24 protein-coding genes are annotated in these 23,257 nt (G+C 27.8%); 21 read left to right on the top strand and 3 right to left on the bottom strand.

The window, feature by feature from the left end; all coding sequences use genetic code 11:
• Nucleotides 1–81 precede the first annotated feature (81 nt).
• The 6 genes from KM800_RS12730 (at nt 82) to KM800_RS12705 (ending at nt 8,214) form a co-directional block, all read left to right on the top strand.
• Nucleotides 82–582, top strand: a complete 501-nt coding sequence (locus tag KM800_RS12730) for a hypothetical protein (RefSeq protein ID WP_217813427.1) — start codon at nt 82–84, stop codon at nt 580–582.
• 30 nt (nt 583–612) lie between these two features.
• Entirely contained in the window at nt 613–1,524 is a 912-nt protein-coding gene (locus KM800_RS12725) for a haloacid dehalogenase-like hydrolase (RefSeq protein ID WP_217813426.1), read from the top strand.
• Between the two features lie 171 nt (nt 1,525–1,695).
• Nucleotides 1,696–2,745 carry a toll/interleukin-1 receptor domain-containing protein gene (locus KM800_RS12720; protein WP_217813425.1) on the top strand — a complete coding sequence of 350 codons (1,050 nt, stop codon included), beginning with the start codon at nt 1,696–1,698 and terminating at the stop codon, nt 2,743–2,745.
• Nucleotides 2,746–2,778: 33 nt separating this feature from the next.
• Nucleotides 2,779–5,118, top strand: coding sequence for an AAA family ATPase (locus tag KM800_RS12715; protein WP_217813424.1), 2,340 nt, complete (start codon nt 2,779–2,781; stop codon nt 5,116–5,118).
• The gene (locus tag KM800_RS12710) at nt 5,105–6,244 is read left to right on the top strand and encodes a hypothetical protein (protein ID WP_217813423.1); all 1,140 of its coding nucleotides are present in this window, start codon (nt 5,105–5,107) and stop codon (nt 6,242–6,244) included. The genes KM800_RS12715 and KM800_RS12710 overlap by 14 nt, the downstream gene beginning before the upstream one ends.
• 47 nt (nt 6,245–6,291) lie before the next feature.
• On the top strand, nt 6,292–8,214 hold the full coding sequence (locus KM800_RS12705; protein WP_217813422.1) for an AAA family ATPase: 1,923 nt from the start codon (nt 6,292–6,294) through the stop codon (nt 8,212–8,214).
• Nucleotides 8,215–8,633: 419 nt separating this feature from the next.
• Here KM800_RS12705 and KM800_RS12700 read toward each other — a convergent pair whose 3' ends face one another.
• The 3 genes from KM800_RS12700 to KM800_RS12690 all read right to left on the bottom strand — a co-directional run bounded on the left by KM800_RS12700 (nt 8,634) and on the right by KM800_RS12690 (nt 11,081).
• A complete protein-coding gene (locus KM800_RS12700; protein ID WP_217813421.1) occupies nt 8,634–9,803 on the bottom strand; it encodes a tyrosine-type recombinase/integrase in 1,170 nt (389 codons plus the stop codon).
• A gap of 33 nt (nt 9,804–9,836) precedes the next feature.
• Nucleotides 9,837–10,412, bottom strand: coding sequence for a Uma2 family endonuclease (locus KM800_RS12695; RefSeq protein WP_217813420.1), 576 nt, complete (start codon nt 10,410–10,412; stop codon nt 9,837–9,839).
• A 156-nt stretch (nt 10,413–10,568) separates the two neighbouring features.
• Nucleotides 10,569–11,081, bottom strand: coding sequence for a helix-turn-helix transcriptional regulator (locus KM800_RS12690; protein ID WP_217813419.1), 513 nt, complete (start codon nt 11,079–11,081; stop codon nt 10,569–10,571).
• Nucleotides 11,082–11,161: 80 nt separating this feature from the next.
• Between KM800_RS12690 and KM800_RS12685 the strand changes: the two genes are divergently transcribed.
• The 15 genes from KM800_RS12685 (at nt 11,162) to KM800_RS12615 (ending at nt 23,014) form a co-directional block, all read left to right on the top strand.
• Nucleotides 11,162–11,362 (top strand): helix-turn-helix transcriptional regulator, encoded by a 201-nt coding sequence (locus tag KM800_RS12685; RefSeq protein WP_217813418.1) that lies wholly within the window; start codon nt 11,162–11,164, stop codon nt 11,360–11,362.
• Between the two features lie 113 nt (nt 11,363–11,475).
• Nucleotides 11,476–11,688, top strand: a complete 213-nt coding sequence (locus KM800_RS12680; RefSeq protein WP_217813417.1) for a helix-turn-helix domain-containing protein — start codon at nt 11,476–11,478, stop codon at nt 11,686–11,688.
• A gap of 39 nt (nt 11,689–11,727) precedes the next feature.
• Entirely contained in the window at nt 11,728–13,914 is a 2,187-nt protein-coding gene (locus KM800_RS12675) for a phage/plasmid primase, P4 family (protein ID WP_217813416.1), read from the top strand.
• Nucleotides 13,915–14,216: 302 nt separating this feature from the next.
• The gene (locus tag KM800_RS12670) at nt 14,217–14,654 is read left to right on the top strand and encodes a hypothetical protein (RefSeq protein WP_217813415.1); all 438 of its coding nucleotides are present in this window, start codon (nt 14,217–14,219) and stop codon (nt 14,652–14,654) included.
• Nucleotides 14,655–15,256: 602 nt separating this feature from the next.
• Entirely contained in the window at nt 15,257–15,526 is a 270-nt protein-coding gene (locus KM800_RS12665) for a hypothetical protein (protein WP_254906560.1), read from the top strand.
• Nucleotides 15,527–15,537: 11 nt separating this feature from the next.
• Complete coding sequence (locus tag KM800_RS12660; protein WP_217813414.1) at nt 15,538–15,867, top strand: hypothetical protein; 330 nt, start codon at nt 15,538–15,540, stop codon at nt 15,865–15,867.
• Nucleotides 15,860–16,072 (top strand): hypothetical protein, encoded by a 213-nt coding sequence (locus KM800_RS12655; protein ID WP_217813413.1) that lies wholly within the window; start codon nt 15,860–15,862, stop codon nt 16,070–16,072. The genes KM800_RS12660 and KM800_RS12655 overlap by 8 nt, the downstream gene beginning before the upstream one ends.
• Nucleotides 16,073–16,088: 16 nt before the next feature.
• On the top strand, nt 16,089–16,247 hold the full coding sequence (locus tag KM800_RS12650; protein WP_217813412.1) for a hypothetical protein: 159 nt from the start codon (nt 16,089–16,091) through the stop codon (nt 16,245–16,247).
• A gap of 209 nt (nt 16,248–16,456) precedes the next feature.
• On the top strand, nt 16,457–16,795 hold the full coding sequence (locus KM800_RS12645) for a hypothetical protein (protein ID WP_217813411.1): 339 nt from the start codon (nt 16,457–16,459) through the stop codon (nt 16,793–16,795).
• 380 nt (nt 16,796–17,175) lie between these two features.
• On the top strand, nt 17,176–17,592 hold the full coding sequence (locus KM800_RS12640; protein ID WP_217813410.1) for a helix-turn-helix domain-containing protein: 417 nt from the start codon (nt 17,176–17,178) through the stop codon (nt 17,590–17,592).
• A gap of 15 nt (nt 17,593–17,607) precedes the next feature.
• Complete coding sequence (locus KM800_RS12635) at nt 17,608–18,216, top strand: hypothetical protein (RefSeq protein ID WP_217813409.1); 609 nt, start codon at nt 17,608–17,610, stop codon at nt 18,214–18,216.
• A gap of 18 nt (nt 18,217–18,234) precedes the next feature.
• Entirely contained in the window at nt 18,235–18,480 is a 246-nt protein-coding gene (locus KM800_RS12630) for a hypothetical protein (protein WP_217813408.1), read from the top strand.
• Nucleotides 18,481–18,560: 80 nt separating this feature from the next.
• Nucleotides 18,561–18,908 carry a sigma factor-like helix-turn-helix DNA-binding protein gene (locus KM800_RS12625; protein ID WP_217813407.1) on the top strand — a complete coding sequence of 116 codons (348 nt, stop codon included), beginning with the start codon at nt 18,561–18,563 and terminating at the stop codon, nt 18,906–18,908.
• Nucleotides 18,909–19,451: 543 nt separating this feature from the next.
• Complete coding sequence (locus KM800_RS12620; RefSeq protein ID WP_330655639.1) at nt 19,452–20,438, top strand: ATP-binding protein; 987 nt, start codon at nt 19,452–19,454, stop codon at nt 20,436–20,438.
• 23 nt (nt 20,439–20,461) lie between these two features.
• Nucleotides 20,462–23,014: a S8 family peptidase gene (locus tag KM800_RS12615; RefSeq protein ID WP_217813406.1), complete on the top strand. Its 2,553-nt coding sequence runs from the start codon at nt 20,462–20,464 to the stop codon at nt 23,012–23,014.
• Nucleotides 23,015–23,257: the final 243 nt, after the last annotated feature.

The raw sequence follows: 23,257 nt of genomic DNA, 5'->3' as shown, positions 1-23,257 counted from the left end.
ATTAAATGTAATATAAAATATGATTAGTAATTCATATTTTATGGTAACTAATTATTTTAAATTTTAACAGGGGGAAGATGTATGGAACATGTATTAGTAACTTATAGTTTAGAATGTGCAGAGAAGGGACATGTAGATCCAAATTTTACTCAACTTGTATATGGTAATAGTTCAAAAAATGGAGATATAATTAAAAAACATATTAGTATAGGATCATATATTTTCTTTAATGCTAATATTGCTCAAAGTAGATTTATTACAGCATATTTTCAAGTAGAAAAAATACTTGTTAAAGGACAGCAAGATAGTGAAATTAATGCCCTTAACTGTGATGCAAAAACAGATGAAGTTGTAGTAATTGGTGATAGAAATCATTCAAAGATATTAACATCACCTTTATTATTTGACAGAACATTAATTGGCAAATTAACTTCATATCATGCAGATGATGCTTATTTTAGTAAGAAAACTATAGATGGACGTTCTGAATTAGAGGCAATTAAAGATAAGACTTTAAATCCAAAAATAATTACCGAATCAGAAAAAGAATTATTAATAGAATTATGTATGAATAGGGGTTAATATAAACGTAGTAATTGGGGGAGGAAAATTGTGGCTAATATTATCGCTGTAGTTTGGGATTTTGATAAAACTTTGGTAAATGGTTATATGCAGGATCCCATTTTCAAAGCTTATAAAGTTGATGCTAAAAAATTTTGGGATGAAGTAAATGCACTTCCTGATAAATATATGAAAGAACAAAAAGTTAGAGTTAATCCAGATACTATATATTTGAATCAATTTATACGTTATACACATGAAGGTAAATTTAAAGGATTAAACAATGCTGCTTTACATGAATATGGTAAAAAACTTAATTTTTATGATGGTGTACCAGATATTTTTGAAAAGACTAAAGACTTAATTTCAAATGACCCAAAATATAAAGAATATGATATTAAAGTAGAACATTATATAATTAGTACTGGAATAGCAGAAGTTATAAAAGGATCATCTGTTATGCCTTCTGTTAAAGATGTTTGGGGATGTGAATTTATTGAAGATAATGATTCCGAAGGGAATCCCGTAATTAGTGAAATAGGATATACGATTGACAATACATCTAAAACAAGGGCTCTTTTTGAAATTAATAAAGGAGTACGCCAGAGAGATGGGGTAAATGTTAATACAAAAGTTTCAGAGGAGTTTAGACGAGTACACTTTAAAAATATGATTTATATTGCAGATGGTCCAAGTGATATTCCAGCCTTTTCAGTAGTTAATAAAAATGGGGGTGCTACTTTTGCTATTTATCCTAAAGCAAATATGGAAGCACTTCATCAGGTTGAACAAATGAGAATGGACGGCAGAATTAATATGTATGCAGAAGCAGATTATTCAGAAGGTACTACAGCATTTTTGTGGTTGACAAATAAAATTTTAGAGTTTGCAGATAGAATAAGGGAAAATGAAAAATCACGAATTTCTCATTTAATTACTAATACTCCTAAGCATTTAATATAATATTGGATTAAATACTAGATTTTTGATATACAAAATGAGTAATTTAAGCACTATACTATCATGACTATAAATGGGAATAATTCTTAACAGATATACTATAATCTTATCAGAGCTCTTAAGCGGTAAGAAGGAAGTTAAATTAATTTAAAGATTGTATTAGGAGATGTAACTATGGTAAATATGTTTGTATCGTATTGTCAAAAAGATTCTGTATATGCTGACAATATTGATTTATATTTTAAAGATAAAGACGTAAATGTACGTAGAGATGCAAGGGATATTAGTCAATGGAAGAGTATTCGTGAATATATGAAAACAATTAGAAATATGGATTATGCAATTCTAATTGTAACTGACAATTACCTTAAGTCATTTAATTGTATGTATGAAGTACTGGAAGTTATGAAAGAAAAAGATTATGAAAATAAAATTTTCCCTGCAGTAGTTGAATCAAGCATTTATTCGGCTGGAGGCAGAATACCATATATAAAGTACTGGGAAGATAAATTCAATGAATTAAGAAATCAAATTTCCGAAATAGATGTTGTTAATGCAGGCAGTGCTATAGATGATTTAAAAAAGACACAAAGTATTCGTTCATCTATAGATGAATTTTTAGCTGAAGTTTCTGATATGAACAATCCTGATGTATCAAATATAAATTTAGCAATAGAAAATAAGCTTAAAGATAAGGGGTTACTAGGAGATAATCACAGCAGCATTACTGGTGGGAAAAGTAAAATTCAAGAGAAACAAGATTTTCTTTCAAAATTTGATTTTACAAAAGTTAATCTAAATTCTGTACCTACCGATTTTGAAAAAGATGAATTTATGACAGTTAGTTTTGAAAGTATAAATAAATTATTAAAGGAAATTTTCAGAAAAGTGGAAAGAGAAAACAGCAGTATTAATGTTAAAATTGAAACTTTAAATTCGAAAACTAATTTGTACAAGTTTTACAAAAATGGCAGCCAAGTTAGAGTGTTAAAATTATTTTTAGGAAATTTAATTGGGATGGGATCAAATAACATATTTATATCCTGTGAAAATTATTCTCTCGGAAATAATTCGTATAATGGAATGATATCTTTAGAAGTAACAGATGGAAAGATGGCATTAAAGCCTATAATGGGATTTTCATTTAGTCAAAACTGTGAATCAGTTGAAGATATAACGTTAGGTATATGGAAAACATATGTATATCCTTATTTATTAAATTAAATATTGGAAGAGGTAATTATGGAGCTTATATATATGTATATTAAAAATTTTGGACATAAAGTTGACAATAAACAATTTATTGAAGATAAAGAATTTAATTTTAGTGATAGATTTAAAATAAAGTTTGATTTAAAATCTAGGAAACTTAATATTGAAAAAATAAAAGATGGACATCCAAACTTTTACGGGAAATATATAGAAAATGTAAAAATGTTAGTGGGTGAAAACGGGACAGGTAAGAGTACATTGCTTGATGTACTCGGAATGAATAGAAATGACAGGATAGATGAGTCATTTGTGAGAAAATATAAATCTTTAGGTACAAACATAAAAAGTAATGTGTTTCATAATTCAAATGACGATATAAGTTATTTTAAAGATGAATATATTATTATTTATCTAATTAAGGATAATGAAGAGTTAGAAAAATGTATATTTGGCATGGAAGTAACGGGTAATTTTTTTAAAGATAAAGAGTGGTTTATTAAAAATATTGTTATAAATAAAGACACATTTTATAAATTACCAATTGGTTTTATTTTTAAATATGAAAACAATAAAATCATCTCAATGGTGTATCATTTCTTTGATCATATTGATAAAAGTGGAAATATTTATAGATCACCAAATGATACCTATCAGTATTATCATAAGATATGTGATTTGTGTCATTTATTTTATTTTTCACATAGTTATAGGGAAAGAATTAGATATGGTGAATCAAAAATTTCTGATGATGTAGAAAAGGAAGACGAAGAATATTTAATGAAGCGTTTTTATCGTAATTTTAAATTTGAGAATGCTTCTGATTGGCACTCTGCATATATGTTTTTATATAATAAAGAATATGATGAGTTTAGAAAAGCAGTTTTTAAGGCTAATATTGAGATAGATTTACTGCATAGTTTTAAAGAAGAGGAGGTAATTCCACCGCCTAATTCAACTTCGAGAGAGCAGTTAATAGCCAGTAATTATGATGCTTTAAAAGAAAGTATGGTTGATAGCCTAAGATTTAAATCTGTTGGTAAAAAAGAGGATATGATATTAAACTGGCTTAATGATTATATTATGTATAATTTTACATTACTTTTAAAAAATTCTTTTTCTGAAGATGACATAAGGAATGCTTTAAGTAAAAATGATATAAATGGGAAATATATAGAAGAAAATTTAAGAAAATATCATATTAATCCAGGAATGTTTAATAATTTTAATAAAGAACTTTTAATGAAGACATCTGATATTAATGAAAAAATAAAAAGTATTTGTGATGAGTTCTTTTATGTGACTTCGGTAATTGAAAAAGTGAAACATCTACAAATTCATATAATTCAAACAATTTTCAACATAAGTCCAGATGAGAAAATTAGTGATTTTGAACTTGAAGCTTACCATATGATAATTATAAGTAGGTATATATTTTCAAGGCTAAGTATAGCATTTGATATCATCAAAGAAGGTAAATATCAAGAATCCTTTGAGAAAGTTATAGAAAAGATAATGCAACTGAATGAAAAATGCTTCCAAAATAATAATGAAATCAATTTAATGTATAGCCTGGAAAAAGATGAAAAAATAGAAAAACTGTTAGAGGTATTGGAAAAATATCAATATGAACAATACTCTGATATAAGAGTTTTATTTGAATTTAAATTGCAAAATTTATCAGATGGAGAAAGAGTGCTATTTGTTCTTTTTTCGAAAATAATTAATTTGTTAAGACATGGAAGAGAAGATACGTTAAATATTTTTTTGCTTGACGAACCAGATTGTTTTCTTCATCCTCAGTGGGCAAAGGAGCTTATGAGTAATTTATTTAAAGCTGTTGGTATATTAGATGAAAAATTCAGGCTAAATTCTCAATTTATAATATCTACCCACTCACCTTTTTTATTGTCTGATGTTAGAAAACAGGATGTTATTTTACTTAAAAGTGACAGTGATGTTTTTGGAACTACTTCAAATAATATTGATACATTTGGAGCTAATATCCATACTATGATGAGTAATTCATTTTTTTTAGAAAATACTATGGGAGATTTTGCAGGTAGAAAAATAAAAAAGGTAATAGAAAATTTAACTCAGAAAACAAAAGAAGAATTATCAAATACTCCAGAAACAAAAAAAGATATAGAATATACTATTAGCCTTATAGGAGAACCAGTAATTAAAAGAAAGTTAGAACAATTATTCAAAGATAAATTTCCAAAAGACAGAATTGATTATGAGGTAAAGATAAAAGAGTTGGAGCAGCAGAAACGTCAACTCCAAAAAATTGTAAATTCATATAAAATCCAGGACATATTAAAATTATTAAATGAAAAAATTAAAGAACTAAAAGAAAAAGCTGGTGGTATAAATGATAAAGATTAATGTCAGCGAAGAAAAAATGAAACAAATAGAGAATAAGCATTGGAAATGGTTTAAAAACAATATGTTGAGAAACTGGATAACACAGATATATAAAGATGCTGATAATACAGAATATGAAGGACTATTTTTAAAAATTTTCTTTGAAGATAAGAATAGTTTCAGAAAATGGTTTGATAAACAAAATAGAGAATCTACTGTAAATTGGATAGAAAAACAGGAACATGAAAAATTTTATATATTTAAGAATTTTATAATAGGTAATAAATATAAAATTGATCTTTTAAAAGAAAAAATAGGACTTATTAATGAAAGTATTGATAGAACAAAATCTAGTAATGTAATAAAAAAATTAAGAAAATATTTTGAAGGACAATATAATAAATTTAGAAACACCAATGATGAATGGGGAGGAGCACATTTAGTTAAAGAACTAGATATAAAAGTTTGCCCTTATTGCAATAGAAATTTTGTAGATACATATAAAATTGATAAAAACGGGAAATATATAACAAATGCACAGCTAGATCACTTTTATTCAAAAAAATACTATCCTTATTTAGCACTGTCTCTTTATAATTTAATTCCATGCTGTTCAGTTTGTAATCACAGTAAGTTGGACAAGAATAATGAAATTATTTATCCATATGAGGAACAATTTGATGATAATGTTAGATTTACAACTCGTTTTGCAAAGTTAAATGGTGAGGATTCGTATGATTTAAATTACCTATTCGGAAATTCTGATAATTTTGAAATAAAGTTATTAATAGATGAAGAGAGACTAAAAAATGACTTAATTAAAAGAAGTATAGAAAAAAATATAAAGATTAATTTAGAGGAAAAAATTAAAAAATTTAAGGAAAGAATAGATAAATCAAAAGAAGTTTTTAATATTGAGAAAGTGTATAATTTTAATAAAGATTATGTTAAAGAACTTATTAAGAAAGCCATTATTTATAATGAGAGTAGAATAGATGAATTGTATAATCAATATCCAGAACTCTTTAGCAGTAGAGATGAAGTTTTAAATATGGTAGTTTCGAATTATATAAATGCTGATGATTTAGCAAAAAGACCTCTTGCCAAACTGACTAGAGATATTTGTAATGAATTAGGATTACAATAATAAGATTAATTAGTTAAAAATCAAAATTATATAAGGAGGTATTTGATATGAAAATCTTGTATATGTGGATTAAAGAATATGGATGCATAAAAGAACAAGGATTTTTAACCAATTCAGAATATGATATTAGAGTCAATTTAGAAAAAGATAATAATGAAGATAAATTTACTTTATATATTAAAAAAAATGAAAATTATATTAAGGATTTTTTTAATATTGAACGATGCCCAAACTATAATATTAAAATAACTGATATTACTGCTATAATAGGAGAAAATGGAGCAGGCAAGTCTACTTTGCTAAATTTTATTAAAGATAATTTGGTTAATGTAGGAGAAATGCAAATTCCTGCAATTATAATTATAAAAGATGGTGAAAATAAAGTTATATATTACCATGAATCTATAAAAATGAATTTTAAAGTAGATAAAAGTTTTACTGAGTTTAAATATAGTGATAAACCTAATTTTAAATATTTGAATGACAATAGAAATACTTCTTTTATATTTTATTCTAATGTTTTCGATTATTCAAAATTGGAGAGTGAATGGGGAGAAAATTATAATATATCTACTAATTATCTTATAAATCATGATAAAAAACAAGGATTAGAAATGAAGTATTTTAATACATATTATAGCGAAGTAGATATATTTAGACATAATGAGATTAAGCGTCAATTGGATTTTGTTAGTAACTATAAAGATAATGTTCAATTTAAATTTAAGTTACCCGATAGTGTGTATATTTCAATTAACCCTATAATGCTAGAGAAACCTATTAAAGAAAATATGAATAAAGATAAAATAAAATTACTTCCTTTAATGCAATATGTTAATAAAGAATTAACAGATTATAAAAACAGGTGTAATAGTATAAAAGATGTATTAAAGTGTAATTTTTATACAGCAATTTTTAATTCCTTTTTTTACAATTATGATTTATGTTTAAATCCAGTACTTAGTTTAGATGACATTAATAGGAGTGCTGAAGTTATAAATAATAAACAAGAAACGATATATTTTGGAACTAAAGAATTTGAGAATAATGATATTTTTTATAAAATTAAAAAATTCTTTGAAAATATATTAAATTGCTGTAAAAAAAATAAACCAAATTATGATATAAAATGGGTTGAATCTATTATTAAAGTAAGAGGGTTTATTGAAAATGCTATTAATAACGAGTATATTTCATCTAACTGTATCGTATTAAGTGTTGATATCAGTAAATTTTCAATATTTAATTTTATAAAGTTATATGATAAATCTTTTTCATTTAGACCATTTTTAAATTTTGATTGGAGGGATATGAGTTCAGGTGAAAAAGCTCAACTTACTATGTTTTCGAGATTGTTTTACATAGCAAAAAAAGAAGATATAATAAAACTTAAGAATGATATGATTCTTCTTATTGATGAAGGAGAATTATATTATCATCCTCAGTGGCAGAAAGAATTTATAAAAACTATGATATATTTACTTAAAGATATATATAAGAATACTTCTATTAAAGAGATACAAGTTATACTCACATCAAATTCTCCATTTATAGCTTCGGATATACCTACTAGAAACATAATTTTTATAACAAAAGAGAATCAAAATTGTAAAGTTATGAATGGATTAGAAGAAAATATATATACATTTGGGGCCAATATTCATACATTACTTTCAGATTCTTTTTTTATTAGAGATGGATTAATTGGTTCCTTTGTTAAGCAAAAAATAAACAATCTAATTAAATCTCTGATAAATGATTCTGATGAGGACTTACAAAGGAAAAGCAAAGAAATTAATTATATGATTGCAATGATAGGTGAACCAATTATAAGGAATAAATTACAAAAAATTTTTAGAGATAGAATATATAATTTAACAAAAAATGAGATTTTATATAATGATTTAATTGAAAAAATTGATGGAATTACAAAAGAAATAAAAGAACTTAAAAAGAGAAATACAAATTAATTTGCATAAGTCTTTTATAAGAATAAAATTTAAGATACTTAAAAATATAGCCAGTATCCTTTTATATTTTAGTGCAAAATTTTACTTTAATTATTATAATATATTACTCTATATGATTGATATTACTAGGTTTAGATAATATAATTTTCCCGCCATTTTCCCGCCAAAGGCTTAAATAAGTATAAAAAACAGTAACTTTAAATAATTAATGATAATGCGTAAAGCGTTGGTATTAAAGGAATTTAACATATGGTAATAAATAGTAAAGCTAGAAAACCGAATCCAGAGGCCGTGGGTTCGAATCCCACTGGGTGCACCATAACCATTGAAAACACTGACTTTCAGTGTTTTTTATTTTGCCTTAAAATAAAATTTGCCCTCTTTTTTGCCCTTTATAAATTTCTAAAAATAAAAAGGAGCTATTTTGCCCCCATAAATTTATATAAATCATTTAATTTTGATGCTGCCTTTTTCTTCATTCCTTCTAATACATGAGTGTAAATATCCAAGGTGGTTGATATATTACTATGGCCAAGTAGTTCCTGAACGGTTTTGGGTTCCTCACCTAATTCAAACAATCTAGTGGCAAAGGTATGTCTTAGATCATGAAATTTTCTATTTTGTAATCCTATATTTGTAAGCACTCTTTTAAATCTTTTACGTATATTGCTGCTATCTAAATAATTGCCATATATACTACAGAAAACCAAATCTTTATCTTTATATAAATTAGCCATTTTTAATTTTAATTCTCTTTGATGTAATTGATACTGCTGTAGTCTTTTAGTTAAGAATGTTGGTATAGTTACTATTCTATTACTATTTTCACTTTTAGGTGTTTGTAGTGCCATATGGCAATTCTCACGACCTTCTTTATCAACATCACATATATATTTTACTGTTTTATTTACTCTTATAGTATCATTGTCAAAGTCAATATCATTCCAGGTTAAGGCCAATAACTCACCCTGTCTCAATCCTGAATTAAGAGCAGTCAGGAATAATATTTCAAGATCATGTCCTTGTATAGCTTCAATGAATCTTTGTTGCTCATCTAAGGTAAATGGTTTTACATCATTAGTCTTATTTAATTTGTTTTCCTCATTATCTTTTGGAAGCACTATTGCCCGGGAGAAATCTTTTATAATCATGTTGCTATCATAGGCATATCTAATGGCAGGAGCTATTATTTTGTGTAAGTTTCTTATACAATTTACTGACTTACCTTTTTTAAATAATTTATTGTAATAGTCTTGTATATCTTTAGAATTGAGATTCTTTAGTTTGATATTGTATATATCACTATTCTTAATATAATTCCTGTAAATACCCTCATATCTCTCTCTAGTGGATGGCTTTATATCTATAAAATGTACATCAAAGAGCCAGTCACGTAAAAAGTTTCCAAAGAATTCTTTATTATTGACACCATAGTCAAGTTCTTTGGTGATAGCCTTTATTTTAAATTCTAATTCTTTTACAGTAGTTCCATATATGTCTTTTGGCTTCTTAAGATTCTTATGTCTTAATCTGTGGAAATAATATTCCTTGCCATTTTTAAGTTTTTTCTTGTAAATTGTTTTGGCCATGATTTACTCCTTACTTTTGATATTATGAAGTGCTTACATATCTAAAATATTAAAATCAATATCTAAATTATCATATATACCAACTTTTATAGTATCTGAAAATGAATAAGTCTCAGGAGTTGCATAATGCATTGTATCATCAAGTCTGTATATTAATATGCTTTTCTTCATGGGATTTATAATCCAGTATTCCTTTACCTTATAGTGGTCATATAGATTCAATTTCCGTATATAATCATTGGATGGATTAAAGGGTGATACTATTTCAATAATTAAATCAGGAGCACCAGTACAGCCCTTATCATTCAATCTATTCCTATCACATATTACAGATATATCAGGTTGAACAATGTTCTTGCAGTTCTCAATGTTGTCATCATCAGTGAGAAATACATCAAAGGGTGAAGGGTATACCTTACATGGCCCATTGTTGGATTTTATATAATTATTAAATATGGTTACTAGTTCAGTAATTAATTCATGATGCATTCTACTAGGAGCGGGAGACATATCGTATATATTCCCTTCTATAAGTTCTATTCTTGCACCCTCAGGGTATTTCGTATAGTCAGCATATGTGTAAGTGTTGTGTTTAGCAGTATTGTCCACAGGTATCAACTCCTTTACTTAGGATTATTTTATTCAATTTATAAAATTACTCTAAAATTTACATAGAACCATTTTAAGAGTATTTATGTATTTAAGAATACAATTACATATCTAAATGATTTTAACAGCCACAATAAAGCTATATAGAGCATGAAATTATTTATTTTTTGATTTACCTAGATTATTATACGTTTCTAAAAAATCTTCTATACTAAAACGTATAAATTTATTTATAGAATCTACCATAATGATGCCATTATTGACAAAATCAACTTCTAACATTTCTGAAATTGTACAATCATCCTTCAATATCTCTACAATATCATAACCATCAGATGATATACGATTTATTTCGTATCCATTATCTTCTAGAACATTAGCTATTTTATTAAATTCATTATTAAATAAAGAATCAGTTACTTCATCTTTTTCGTTTTCATCTAAACCATTTATAAATTCATTTAATAATTCTGAGTTGGAATCTATCAGATCTACAGGGTCAATATTAAATTTATTACATATTTTAAAAACTATTTCTAGTGATGGATTTTTCTTAATACCTTTTTCTAATTGTTGTATATAAGCTCCAGTAACGCCTATCACTTTGCCAAATTGTGATTGTGTAAGATTGTTATCTTTTCTAATTTTCTTTAATTTATCTTTAAACAAAAATTCAACCTCCTTTTATATTAAGTATAACATGAAATTTAAAAAAATAAACTAGAGTTTATAAGAAAAGAGGGAATTTTATGGAATATAAATTAAAAGCTAAAAGAGTTGAGAAAGGAATTAAAGCAGGTGAATTTGCTAAAGAATTAGGTATTAGCCCTCAATATTTATGCAAAATTGAGAAAGGTTCAGTTGAGCCCAAAATAAAATTAGCATTGAAAATTTGTGATTTACTTGGTGCAGAGCCTAAAGAATTATTTTTGAACAATACTACAAAGTAATAAGCAATAATTAAATTCATATCTTAAAAATTTAAATGACAGCTCATGTACAAGCATAAAAGCGTCGGTGCTTAAAATTATTAATTAAATTCAGTAGAAGGGATAGAAGGTTAATGGAAAAATATAAAGTATCTGAAAGTAAGCAGAGCAAGAAGACTATATTAATTAGTCCTACAGAAGCTATAGAGTTTTTAGGAGTAAGTCGTAATAGAATGTATGAAGATTTATTGAAAAGAGAAGATTTTCCAGCATTTAGAATAGGTACTAAATATTTTGTAAATCGTGAATTATTACAGGAATGGGCAAATAATCAATGCAGAAGATAGAAAGATATAATTATGTTGTAAGTGAAAAGTGGTGATGGTATGCAGCAGATGAATAACAACTTTAATAACATTCCACAAGACTTGAAGAAACATGATAACTGGGTGCTATGGAAGTATCAAGAGGTAAAGGGCAGGAAAACAAAGATTCCATATCAAGTAAATGGCAAGATTGCAAGTAGTACCAACTTAGATACATGGACTAAATTTGACAATGTTATAGAAACATATAACAAAGGACAGTATTCCGGTATTGGTTTTGTATTTACAAATACTGATATAACAGGTATAGATCTTGACCATATTTTATCACAAGAGGGATCTATAAATAAAGATACTCAGGATATAATCAATCAATTTAGTAGCTATACGGAGTATTCTCCAAGTGGTGAAGGTATACACATATATGTACATGGAAATATACCAAAAGCTATAAAAAAGGATATAGAAATCTATAGTACAGGTAGATTTTTTACAGTTACAGGAAATAAGATTTGTGGTGATAGTATTGAAAACAGACAAGATATTTTAAACGAATTTTATGAAAAGTACCACAAGAATAATCCTGAAATCACTAAAAATAAAATTATAAATAACAAAGATATTGATGAATTGCTTAATAAAGCTTTTATGAGTAAGAATGGATTTAAAATAGAAACACTTTATAGAGGAGAATGGGAGTGTTTAGGTTATCCAAGTCAATCAGAAGCAGAACAGGCATTTTGTAATTATATGGCTTTTTGGTGTGACAAAAATCCTGAACTTATAGATCAAGCTTTCAGAAAAAGTGGGTTATACCGCGAAAAGTGGAATAGACAGGATTATAGAGATTGGACTATAAATAAAGCTATCAGAGATTGTGGAGAAACATATCAAGAATATTTAGAAAAAAATAAATTAAACAAATCATCTGATTACAATACTACTATGAAATTTATTTATGTAAATAACAGAGGTAAAAAGTGTGTAAATACTGGTTTACTAGCTGATTATATAAGAGAAAATTACAATTATATGATTGTGAGAAAACAAGGATTTGATAATGATTTTCTTTATTGGTATGAAAATGGATATTATAAAAGGATGTCAGCAAATGAATTTAAGGGAAAAATAAAAGATTTTATACCTGTTGAGATAAGGAAACCGCATCAATGGGAAGAAGTCTATAAGGAACTTATAACAGATAAAGCTAGTATAAGATTTGATGATTTGAATATGTGCTCTAATTATATAAATGTAAAAAATGGATTATATAATGTAACTTCAAAAAGTTTAGAAAAACATAATTCTGATATAAAAAGTACAATTCAATTGAATTGTAACTATGATCTTAAAGCTGAAAGACCTACTGAATGGTTGAAATTTATTAGCATGTTATCAAATGGTAATAAAAAGACTATGGATATATTGCAGGAATGGTTTGGGTTGACAATATCTAACATTCAAGGTTCAATAACAAAAAAATGTTTAGCATTATGGGGAACTGTAGGTAATACGGGTAAGACCCAGTATAATAATATGCTTATCTACTTGATTGGTGACTCCAATATATGTACAGTACCTATTCAGGATTTTTCAAAGACGTTTGCTACAGGTGATATTTATGGTGCCAAGGCAATTATTATTGATGATCAAAAATCAACCAATATTGATGATAGCAGTGTATTTAAGAGTATAACAGGCGGTGGTTTTATAAGATGTGAAATAAAAGGGAAACAAGCCTTTCCATATAAGTTCAATGGTACGTTAACCTTTGGATGCAATGATTTACCTTATTTTAAAGGTGATAAAGGAGATCATCTTTTTGAAAGATTTATAGTGATACCATGTGATAATGTAATTCCGGAAGAAAAAAGAATAGGGGACATAATAGAAAGATTTGAACTTGAAGCAGATGGAGTATTTTTGTGGGGATTAGAAGGTTTACACAGGCTTATTGATAACAATTATAAATTTACCCACAGTGGAGCATGTGATAGGGCACTTGAAGAGTATCGACAAGCTAATGATAGCTTATATAAATTTATAAAACAAAACTATCTTATAACTGATAATAAAAAAGATAGGATACGAAAGACTGATTTTGAAGGTGAGTATGCAGCATGGGCCTTAAGAAATGATATTACAGCACTAGAGAAAAAGAATATACAGGCAAGGGCAATGAAACATGGTATCCCGCTTATAAAACTTCATGGTGATTATTACTATCGTGGAATTATAAGAAAATAATTTAGGTATTTGGGGAAAAAGGGGATTGTCAATCCCCCGGATTTTCCCCCACTATGATTAAGTAATATCAATGGATTACAAGCGTTGGGGGATTTAGGGGATTACTTTTTTAACTGATAATAATTGAAATATATATAAATGTAATATATTGGTTCTATGTTGTTTATATATAAGTGCTAAAAGTATTCCCCTTTTTCCCCAAAGTTACGAAAAGCATTGATATATAAGGCTTTACTGTGGGGATTGATTTTGCGATTTGGGGGATTTGGGGGATTTTTAAAATAAAAAAGGAGTTTGATAATATGTTTGAGATATATGAAGTAATGGGAAATATGGTAGTAAGTGCAGATAAGTCAATAGTTGAGTTGAAAAGGGATTGGACTAAGTCATTACATGAAGGATTTGAAATAGGAAAGCCACTTAATGAGGAGCAACATTTTCAAATGATGATTTTGTTCGGTGAATTTTTAGCACAAGAAATATATGAGTTGGGTGAGAATCCATTGGTAAATAAGAGTTTAAAGAAAGAATATTTTAGAATATCAGATAGCTTTGGTCACTATATAGATAGATTTATGTTTTATGCTATCCAGTGTTATGAGAAGGGTGAGAAAGTAGAAGTTCCTAAAAATTCAATATCATTGATTGGTGATGCATGTTCAAGAGCAATGCAAGTTGTGCCTCAAGGTAATAAGGTAATAGATAAGTTCTGTAAAATTCATGGTGTTGAGCTTATATAAATTGTATAGCTGTATACATCATGTAATGGATATATAGATAGAGGTGTGATGGTTGGCTTAGGCATTGATGTTGTGGTGATTGATAAATGGTTGTGTTGGATTAAAGAATTAACGCTAAAGCTAACAGACACAAACGTATAGCCAAACACCACAATAGGATGGTTATTAAGTATAAAATCCAGTTAAATATGTATTTATATATGATTGAATTAACTTAATATCCAATACAGATAAATTGTAATACATGGCATAAAAGATGTATTAATAGGTAATATGAGGTAGAATAATTACCAATTTATCTTAATAATAATGATATAAATAGTTATGAAGTTAAGTTAAAAGGACTTAAGCTTAGTTATATCAATGGTTTAAGAGCATTTATAGCATGATATCTATGTTCGTGAAACTGAGGTTTAGCGAATATGACTAAAATGGTATAGTTTAATTAATTAAAAGGGCAATAAATAGAGAATGAATAGATATTTACTTGAGTTCTGCCCCGGGTACCTTCTAATTTTGGAATTTGAAAAAGTCCCCGTGAGCGATAACAGAATTTCTATAGAATTTTAAAACACCATATGTAAGTTGAAAGGAGTGTTCATATGAATAAGATTAGTGATGAAACCATAAAGGAAACAGTTGACCAGATGTTTGTTGAAAAAATATTGCTTTTTAATGAAATTGATATAATGAGAGCCACATCTGGACTACCTAAAGAGGGATTAAGAGTTTTAACTTTTACTGATTACCTGATACTGAGATGGATAAGGAAAATTGTAGATAGAAAACAGGAGCTTGCTACACCGGAAACTAAAATCAAGATCATTAAAGAAATATTTAATTGCATGGATAAGTATATGAATGAAGATTAGGAGGGTTATCAATGGATAAAGTATTGAAAGATGTTGTTAGTGGAGTTATGGACTTGAAATTAGATGATATAGTTAGAAATCAAGAAGTTGAGGAGCTGTGTAATTCGGAGAAATACAGGAACATAAATAATAAACTATCTAAGGTTTTAAGTACTTTGAAATCTAAGATATCTCAAGATGTTTATGAATTAATTTGTGAGATTATGGATTTGGAAGAACGCAGGACGCTTCTTTATGAAGATTATTACTTCAAGAAAGGAATAATGGCAGGCTTTACAGACTTAAAGTTTTTAAATGAAATAAAAGATATAACCTATATGGGAGGATTTATTGATGATTAAAGCTAAATTTTTTAAATATAAAGGTCAAAAATATATGCTTACTGAAAACAGGTTTGATTTTGTACCAGGATTTAAAACAAAAAGAAATGGATTTATGCTTGTATCTATAAACGAAAATTTATCGAGTAGAAAAAAGAATTTGGAGTTTCATAGACTTATTACTAAAAGAGGTCTAAGGAATATGAAATTTCAAAAAAGAAATTAGTTAAAGAGGATTTTACATGAAAAATAAAAATATAGTGAAAGTAGTTTTGAGTATTCCCGAGGGAAAAGATGAATCAGATGTTATTAAGAAGATACAGAATATTTTCACAATAATAAAAATATCAAAAGAATATAAAAAGGGTCTATATAAAAGATTTTACATAGACCTGAAATAAATAAAATCTGCTTACCAAAGGAAGTAAGCTCAACACACAAATAAAGTTTACTTCCTGAACAAGCAGTATGTCAAGGAGGTATTTTCATGTCAGTGTCAATATTTATGGCTTATATGGATTATTGTAGAATATTTCATAAAGAACCTGATATCCAAGAGTTGCACCAGTGGAAGAAAAAATATAATCATAGGTAGGATGGATGTTGTAATATGGATAATAAAGTAGGTCGGCCACGTAAGATTAGTGATAGTCTTTTTAAAGGGCTCCAGATGATATATCCTGATATAAAAACTAGAAGGGGAATACTAAACAAGCACTATGAAACTATAGCTCACGCAGTAGTTGAAAAAATGGAAGATGTTAAGTTCTTATTAGATCCTGACAATCACTTAATAAAGGAGACCATTTTAATTGAACTTGGAAGATTTGAAAATGAGGAAGATATAAGAAATGTAGCCAGGTTTATATGTGATAATGCTGAAAGTAAAAAGTTAACAGCCCACCAATGGGTAAATTTTATAAGACTTGTGAGACTTTCAAAGGAATAATTTAAGAAACGGTTTCCTAAATTATTAGGGTCTTTAAATCTATATAAACGGCTCTGCAATTCGTAATATACAATTTATGCATTAAATATTCAAGGCATTTGTATAAATATTAGCCTTCAAAAGAGCCTAAATGCGCATTACTTCGTTGAAGAATTTTTATTTAACTTCAAATTACGAATTGCAGATAAACTGTTGACATCACTAGATTTAAAGGCTATTTTGTGATATAATATAAATATAATGAAAAAATAAAATATTTGAAAAGTACCCTACACTTTTAGTGTGGAAGCCGATATATCAGGCACGGGAAATTTAGTAAATCCTCTATGGATTGAACAATTTTTCGTGCTTTTTATTTTGTAGTAAAGGAGGGAATATGAATGTTGAGTGTGGTCTTAAATGAAAAACAAGAAAAGATGATCTCAATGCTTATTGAAGGTGAAACCATTGCAGGAACAGCAAGAGCAATAAATGTGACACGTTCCACAATATACTCATGGCTCAGTAAGGATAATATCAAAGCTGAACTTAATAAGAGACGTCAGGAGATTGTAAATCAAGGTAATAATTACATTCTAAAGGATGTTAAGTCCTATATTAGCAAAATTAAGGAATTAGCAAAGGACAAGAGTGATAAAAGAACATGTCTTGCAGCTAACCAGTATCTTTTGAATAGAGTTTATGGCAATACTACATCAGTGGCAGATGATTATAGTGATGCTCAAAATGATACTGTAGATGAAAATGAACTTGCAAGGCAGCTTGAAAAATTTAAAAGAATGGGAAAAATAGATTGATAGGAGAGTTGTGTAATGGAAGGAAATACAATACCATTTGTGGTTAAATTAAAAGAATATATAGATCAGAGAAATTCAAAAATATCTGAGAAAAAAGCAGTTATAGCTGATTTAAGAAGTCAGCTTCAATCTAAAAATGGAGAAATATCAAAGCTGCAGGAAGAGTATAAACAGACCTTTGATGATAAATTGTTTGAAAAACTGGTCCAGTATAAGAAGGATGTTGATGATATTCAATCCAATATAAATAAAATATCTGAAATAGTTAGTCTTATGGGTACTGGTAAGTTCGAATATAGTTTATCTGATCTACAGAAAGAAATAGATTCTTATATACAAAAGGTAGGGCTTGATGATTTAAAAAAATCAGTTATAAAAGTAAAAGAAAAGTATCTTAATCTACTTGATGATTATGAAAACAAGCTGCATGACATATATTCACTAAGATATTCAATAGATATAATGGCTGATAATGTTCCTAAAGAAATTAAGGATAAAGTTACCAATACATTGGGTAAGCATGGTAAGGAATATCATTGTACGAATGACATGTTTATAAGTAGTCATAGTTATGAGGATATTCAAATAAAATTGAATCGGTCAGCAAATAGTATATATTTATAAAATCGGAGGTAATAAAAAATGAGTGAAGAAAATTACGAATATGCAAGTGACATGATAGACGATATAATGCCGGACTTACAGTCTATAAAGGATTTTTACAAAGCTTCAGGAGATATTAATAAACAGGTTAGAATTGATGAAAAAATAGACAAGATAAAAAATCTTTATAAGCAAAGTAAATCTCAAAAAATAGCTGCTCGGAAATCACAAAAGAGTAATGAAGAAATTAAGTCACAAATAAATAGTGTATTTGGTTTGAGATGAGTCTAAGGGGACATGTGTGTGTCCCTTCTTCTATAGGAGGAATTTACATAGAACTGTGGAGAATAGGAGGATTATTAGTAATGGATAAAAAGAAGATGCTTGAGGAAATGCTTAAAAATTATCTTGTAAATATTGCAATACTAAAAAATATAGATATTGATATAGAAGAATTGAATTTAAGTGATGCTCCGGACCATAAGAAACTAGATAGACTCAATCAGGTTAAGCAGCAGAAACAGCTTGAAGTTCAAAAAATAGATAACTTGCTTTCATTTTTAAATGATAGAGACAGGAAAATAATTGAGATGAAATATTTTAAAAGAATGAAATATGAGGATATGTCTGTAGAATTGGATTTGAGTAGTGGATATATTGGATGTTTAAAGTATAAAATTATTAAAAAACTTGTAGATGATACTCAAATATAAATTTGATTCTAATAAGCTTATTTTTATAACATATACTTAATATACTCTTAATGATATTAGTATAAAATAATAAGTGCCCATAAATAGAGAATCTAGCATTAATCTCACTTTGAGTATTTGGAAAGCCCTCCAGATACTTTTTTATTATGATAAATTTAATTAACATGTAGTCAATTTAGCTTTAACAGTAAAGTAATATAATAATAACTGGAGTAAGAATGAATAAATTATATCCTATGCACAAGAATAAGCATCGAGTGGCATCTCAGGTGCTTATTCCTTTATTTAAATTTATTTATAAAATATAATTTGAATGTATATAACACTTAGAACAGTAAATGTGTTTTAAGTTTTATTTTTTTGTAAAAAATAGCAGGAATATAGAAATCTATGGAGAAAATGTCTTATCATGTGGATATTCTTTCTTAATTAAAAACAGATTAGTAAATATTGTATAGTAAATTTTGGAATGTGGTATAATATGAATATTTAGGCGTGATTTTAATATATTTTTATAATGAACATTGAATCGAGGTGATATAAGTGAAAGCTGATTTTGTTAAAAGATTATTTAAAGCAATTTTTTCGGAAGACTTAATATCGTTAAAAAAAATTGCTTTTGTGATTATTAAAGATGAAAGAAAATTAGGGCATAATAAACTTGCAGATTCGTTAGAAAAAATTTCGTCAACAGAAAAACCCAAAACTATTTTCCCTAGTAGAACAATTTCTGCTAATAGTATGACTGCATTACCTACAAGTAAAAGAAATAATACGCCACTTGTTTCATATATACCTAGAAACCAATTAAAGCATCATATGGTATTGCCTAACGATATTGAAGAACGTCTTTTGTGTATTGAAAAGGAATATGCTGCTAGAGACAGGCTACTTCAATACAATTTATATCCAAAACGTAAAATCTTGTTATATGGTGCTCCAGGGTGTGGAAAAACATTAAGTGCTGAAAGGATTGCATGGAATATAGGACTACCTTTATTAAAAGTAAGATTCGATTCTTTAATTTCCTCATATTTTGGAGAATCTGCATCTAATTTGAGAGCAGTTTTTGAATATTGTAGAAGAGATCCAGTTGTGCTTTTATTAGATGAATGTGATTTTATTGCTAAATCACGTATTACAAATCAAGATGTTGGTGAAATGCCCCGTATAGTAAATATGCTACTTACGCTATTAGATGAATATGATGCTCCAGGATTAGTTATTGCAACTACTAATTTGAAAGTATCTTTAGATGAGGCGCTTTTTAGAAGATTTGATGATGTAATAGAAATGCCAATGCCTACAATTGTGGAAATAAAGAAATTATTACAAATGACATTATCATCTATGTCCGTTGATTCTAGCATCAATTTTGATGAAATATCGAAGAAACTAAATAAATATTCTGCTGCTAATATAGTTTCGATATCTCAAAATGCTGCTAAAAATTGTATCTTAGCAGGGAATAAAATGATAGGTATTAGCCATATTAATAAAGCAATTTCTGATGCAGCAAAATTTCAATAATAAGAAGGAGGATGTAAAAATACATGGCTATAAATAATAAATTTGGACATTTACCACTTCCTATGATGCTACAAGGCAGACCTAAGATAAATGGTAATTCACCTAATTCTCAAAAAACTTTAGATAACAGAAAGAATCGTAATATTCATGGTCAATATATGACAAAACGCTCAGTAGAATTATCTAGATTTTGGATTGATAGACGATCAAAAAGAAAAACTAAAAATCTTCCGAAAATAAAAAGTGGTATTCCTATTCTCTTGGAAATAGACACTAATTCGGATATAGATTTCTTACGAGGCCTAGGTTTTGAAATTATTACAGAATTAAAAGATGGGTTTATTATAGTTTGCTCCGAAGACATTGAATTAAAGACTTTAAATGAGAAAATAGATAATTTTATTAAAAATATTAATTCAAGGTGTAACTCTCCAGCAAAAATATATGCCTTATGTGAGGATAATGATAGATTGAAAAATATATTATCCAAAGAATTATATGAAAAATGGGATGAAATTGGTGATAATGACAAATATTCAGTTGATATTAGTGTAAGTTGTACAGGTGGAATAAAATTACCAAATAAGCCATTTAAAGGACCAGAAGAAACAGGTGATCATTATAAAAATAGATTAAATAACTGGGAAAAAAAGTTTAATGATGCCTATATGAAATGGGATGATTTAAAGTCTGAACGTGAAGATATTATTACTGAATTTGTTTCTTCATATGATGGAGAAATATTAAATTTTATAGATGGGACCAGTGATATAACAAAATTACCTGATAGCTTTTCTACAAGGTTAAATATAAATGGTAAATGTTTAAAAGATCTGGCATTGAATTTTGCGTATGTTTTTGAGATTACAATTAGTAAAATGATATCTGTTGATTCCTCATCTAAGAATTCACAAAGTATAGGTATAAATGTAGAGATAATACCTCCACAGAAAGATTGGCCTAAAGTTTGTGTTATAGATAGTGGTATTCAGGAAAAACATAAATACATTTCACAAGCTATCATTAGTAATGAGTCTATGTGCTTAATACCTGAAGAAAATAGTGTAGGGGATGAAGTCAATTATGGAGGGCATGGAACTCGTGTTGCAGGAGCAATTTTATATCCTAATAAAATACCAATTAGTGGGACATACTATCTTCCATGCTGGATTCGTAATATTAGAGTATTAGATAAAGACAATATAATGAGAACTGATATGTACCCACCAAAAATAATAGAGTATATAATTGATAAATATAGCAATAATAGAGCAGACAAATCAAAAATTTTTAATCATTCGATAGGTACATATGATCCTTTTGAATTAATACATATGTCATCTTGGGCAGCTACAATTGATTTACAGAGCTATGAAAATGATATTTTATTTATACAGGCAGCAGGAAATATAAAACAAGAAGTTATTAAATCCTATATTAAGGCAGGGTATAACTATCCTGACTATTTATATAGAGAATTATCAAGAATAAGTGATCCTGGACAAAGTTTACAGGCTATTACAGTTGGGTCTATTTCCATAAATGATTATAAAACTCCAGATGCAAGTTCATTGGGTAACAAAGATGAAATATCTGCTTTTTCGCGTTCTGGACCTGGTATTTGGGATGTAATTAAGCCAGATGTAGTAGAATATGGAGGAACATATGTTAAAGGTGGTTCTATGGGAAATATTAGTTTAACTACACCAAAAGAAGTTTGTCCAGAGTTAATAAGGAAGTCACCAGAAGGACCACCATTTGCACAAGACGAAATTGGAACTTCTTTTTCAACACCTAAAGTTACAAATATTGCTGCTGAAATACAAAAAATATTGCCAGATTCATCTACTCTATTATATAGAGCATTAATAGCACAATCTGCACGTTGGCCTGAATGGACACAATATGTTAAAGATACTGATTATAATAAGATTCTTAGAAACATTGGTTATGGTATTCCAAATGTAGTTCGTGCAACTCAGAATAATGAGTATAGAGTTACTTTAATAACAGATAAAATATTTGAAATTGGTGAAAAAGAAGCACATATTTTTAGAATCCCTATTCCTGAAGAATTAAGTTCTATTGGAGAAGATTACAATATTTTAATTGAAATTACATTATCATATGCAGCTAAACCTAAAAGGACAAGAAGAACTGTAAAAAGATATTTGTCAACGTGGCTTGATTGGTGTTGTAGTAGAATAGGAGAAGATTATAGTACGTTTGCACGTCGTGTCTTTGAGACAGGGTCTTCTATTGAAGATGATGGGGATTTTAAATGGACAATAGGAGATGCTACTAACCATGGTAAAAGTAAAAAATTTTCTAGAAAAAATGGTACCCTACAAAAAGATTGGACTATAGTTAAATCTAATCAGCTTACAGATGCATTTTGTATTGCAGTTAGGGGTCACAAAGGGTGGGGTTCCCTTTTTAAAGCAAAATATGCTTTAGCGGTTAGTATTGAAGCTATTGATCAAAATATTGAAATCTATGAATCAATTAAAAGTATGATAGATGTTAATATAGAAACTCCAGAAATTGAAGTTGAACTTGGAAATAAAGATATATAGATATATAATTTTGCCCCTCTTTTTGCCCCTTATAGTCTAATATAATAAGGTATGGACAGGCACATACTAAAAAGTAAAATGGCTATATAACAGGGATTAAGGGGCATTTAAAATTATAAAAATGTGCTCCTCGAATTTCCAGAGGCCGTGGGTTCGAATCCCACTGGGTGCACCATAACCATTGAAAACACTGACTTTCAGTGTTTTTTATTTTCCCCTGAATTTGATATTCCCGCCATTTTC

Origin of the sequence: Clostridium tyrobutyricum (genome assembly GCF_019144085.1) — a bacterium.
Classification (GTDB): domain Bacteria; phylum Bacillota; class Clostridia; order Clostridiales; family Clostridiaceae; genus Clostridium_B; species Clostridium_B tyrobutyricum_A.
Note: the sequence above shows the minus strand (reverse complement) of the source record. Positions and strands in the feature narration are given on the sequence as shown.

Bases quoted from the DNA above. Each gene is read 5' to 3' on its own strand.
- KM800_RS12715 (WP_217813424.1), top strand. From the start codon at position 2,779: ATGTATATTAAAAATTTTGGACATAAAGTTGACAATAAACAATTTATT.
- KM800_RS12675 (WP_217813416.1), top strand. From the start codon at position 11,728: ATGCAGCAGATGAATAACAACTTTAATAACATTCCACAAGACTTGAAG.
- KM800_RS12685 (WP_217813418.1), top strand. From the start codon at position 11,162: ATGGAATATAAATTAAAAGCTAAAAGAGTTGAGAAAGGAATTAAAGCA.
- KM800_RS12710 (WP_217813423.1), top strand. From the start codon at position 5,105: ATGATAAAGATTAATGTCAGCGAAGAAAAAATGAAACAAATAGAGAAT.
- KM800_RS12625 (WP_217813407.1), top strand. From the start codon at position 18,561: ATGGATAAAAAGAAGATGCTTGAGGAAATGCTTAAAAATTATCTTGTA.
- KM800_RS12660 (WP_217813414.1), top strand. From the start codon at position 15,538: ATGGATAAAGTATTGAAAGATGTTGTTAGTGGAGTTATGGACTTGAAA.
- KM800_RS12700 (WP_217813421.1), bottom strand. From the start codon at position 9,803: ATGGCCAAAACAATTTACAAGAAAAAACTTAAAAATGGCAAGGAATAT.
- KM800_RS12630 (WP_217813408.1), top strand. From the start codon at position 18,235: ATGAGTGAAGAAAATTACGAATATGCAAGTGACATGATAGACGATATA.
- KM800_RS12645 (WP_217813411.1), top strand. From the start codon at position 16,457: ATGGATAATAAAGTAGGTCGGCCACGTAAGATTAGTGATAGTCTTTTT.
- KM800_RS12665 (WP_254906560.1), top strand. From the start codon at position 15,257: ATGAATAAGATTAGTGATGAAACCATAAAGGAAACAGTTGACCAGATG.
- KM800_RS12705 (WP_217813422.1), top strand. From the start codon at position 6,292: ATGAAAATCTTGTATATGTGGATTAAAGAATATGGATGCATAAAAGAA.
- KM800_RS12670 (WP_217813415.1), top strand. From the start codon at position 14,217: ATGTTTGAGATATATGAAGTAATGGGAAATATGGTAGTAAGTGCAGAT.
- KM800_RS12720 (WP_217813425.1), top strand. From the start codon at position 1,696: ATGGTAAATATGTTTGTATCGTATTGTCAAAAAGATTCTGTATATGCT.
- KM800_RS12635 (WP_217813409.1), top strand. From the start codon at position 17,608: ATGGAAGGAAATACAATACCATTTGTGGTTAAATTAAAAGAATATATA.
- KM800_RS12615 (WP_217813406.1), top strand. From the start codon at position 20,462: ATGGCTATAAATAATAAATTTGGACATTTACCACTTCCTATGATGCTA.
- KM800_RS12640 (WP_217813410.1), top strand. From the start codon at position 17,176: ATGTTGAGTGTGGTCTTAAATGAAAAACAAGAAAAGATGATCTCAATG.
- KM800_RS12655 (WP_217813413.1), top strand. From the start codon at position 15,860: ATGATTAAAGCTAAATTTTTTAAATATAAAGGTCAAAAATATATGCTT.
- KM800_RS12650 (WP_217813412.1), top strand. From the start codon at position 16,089: ATGAAAAATAAAAATATAGTGAAAGTAGTTTTGAGTATTCCCGAGGGA.
- KM800_RS12680 (WP_217813417.1), top strand. From the start codon at position 11,476: ATGGAAAAATATAAAGTATCTGAAAGTAAGCAGAGCAAGAAGACTATA.
- KM800_RS12730 (WP_217813427.1), top strand. From the start codon at position 82: ATGGAACATGTATTAGTAACTTATAGTTTAGAATGTGCAGAGAAGGGA.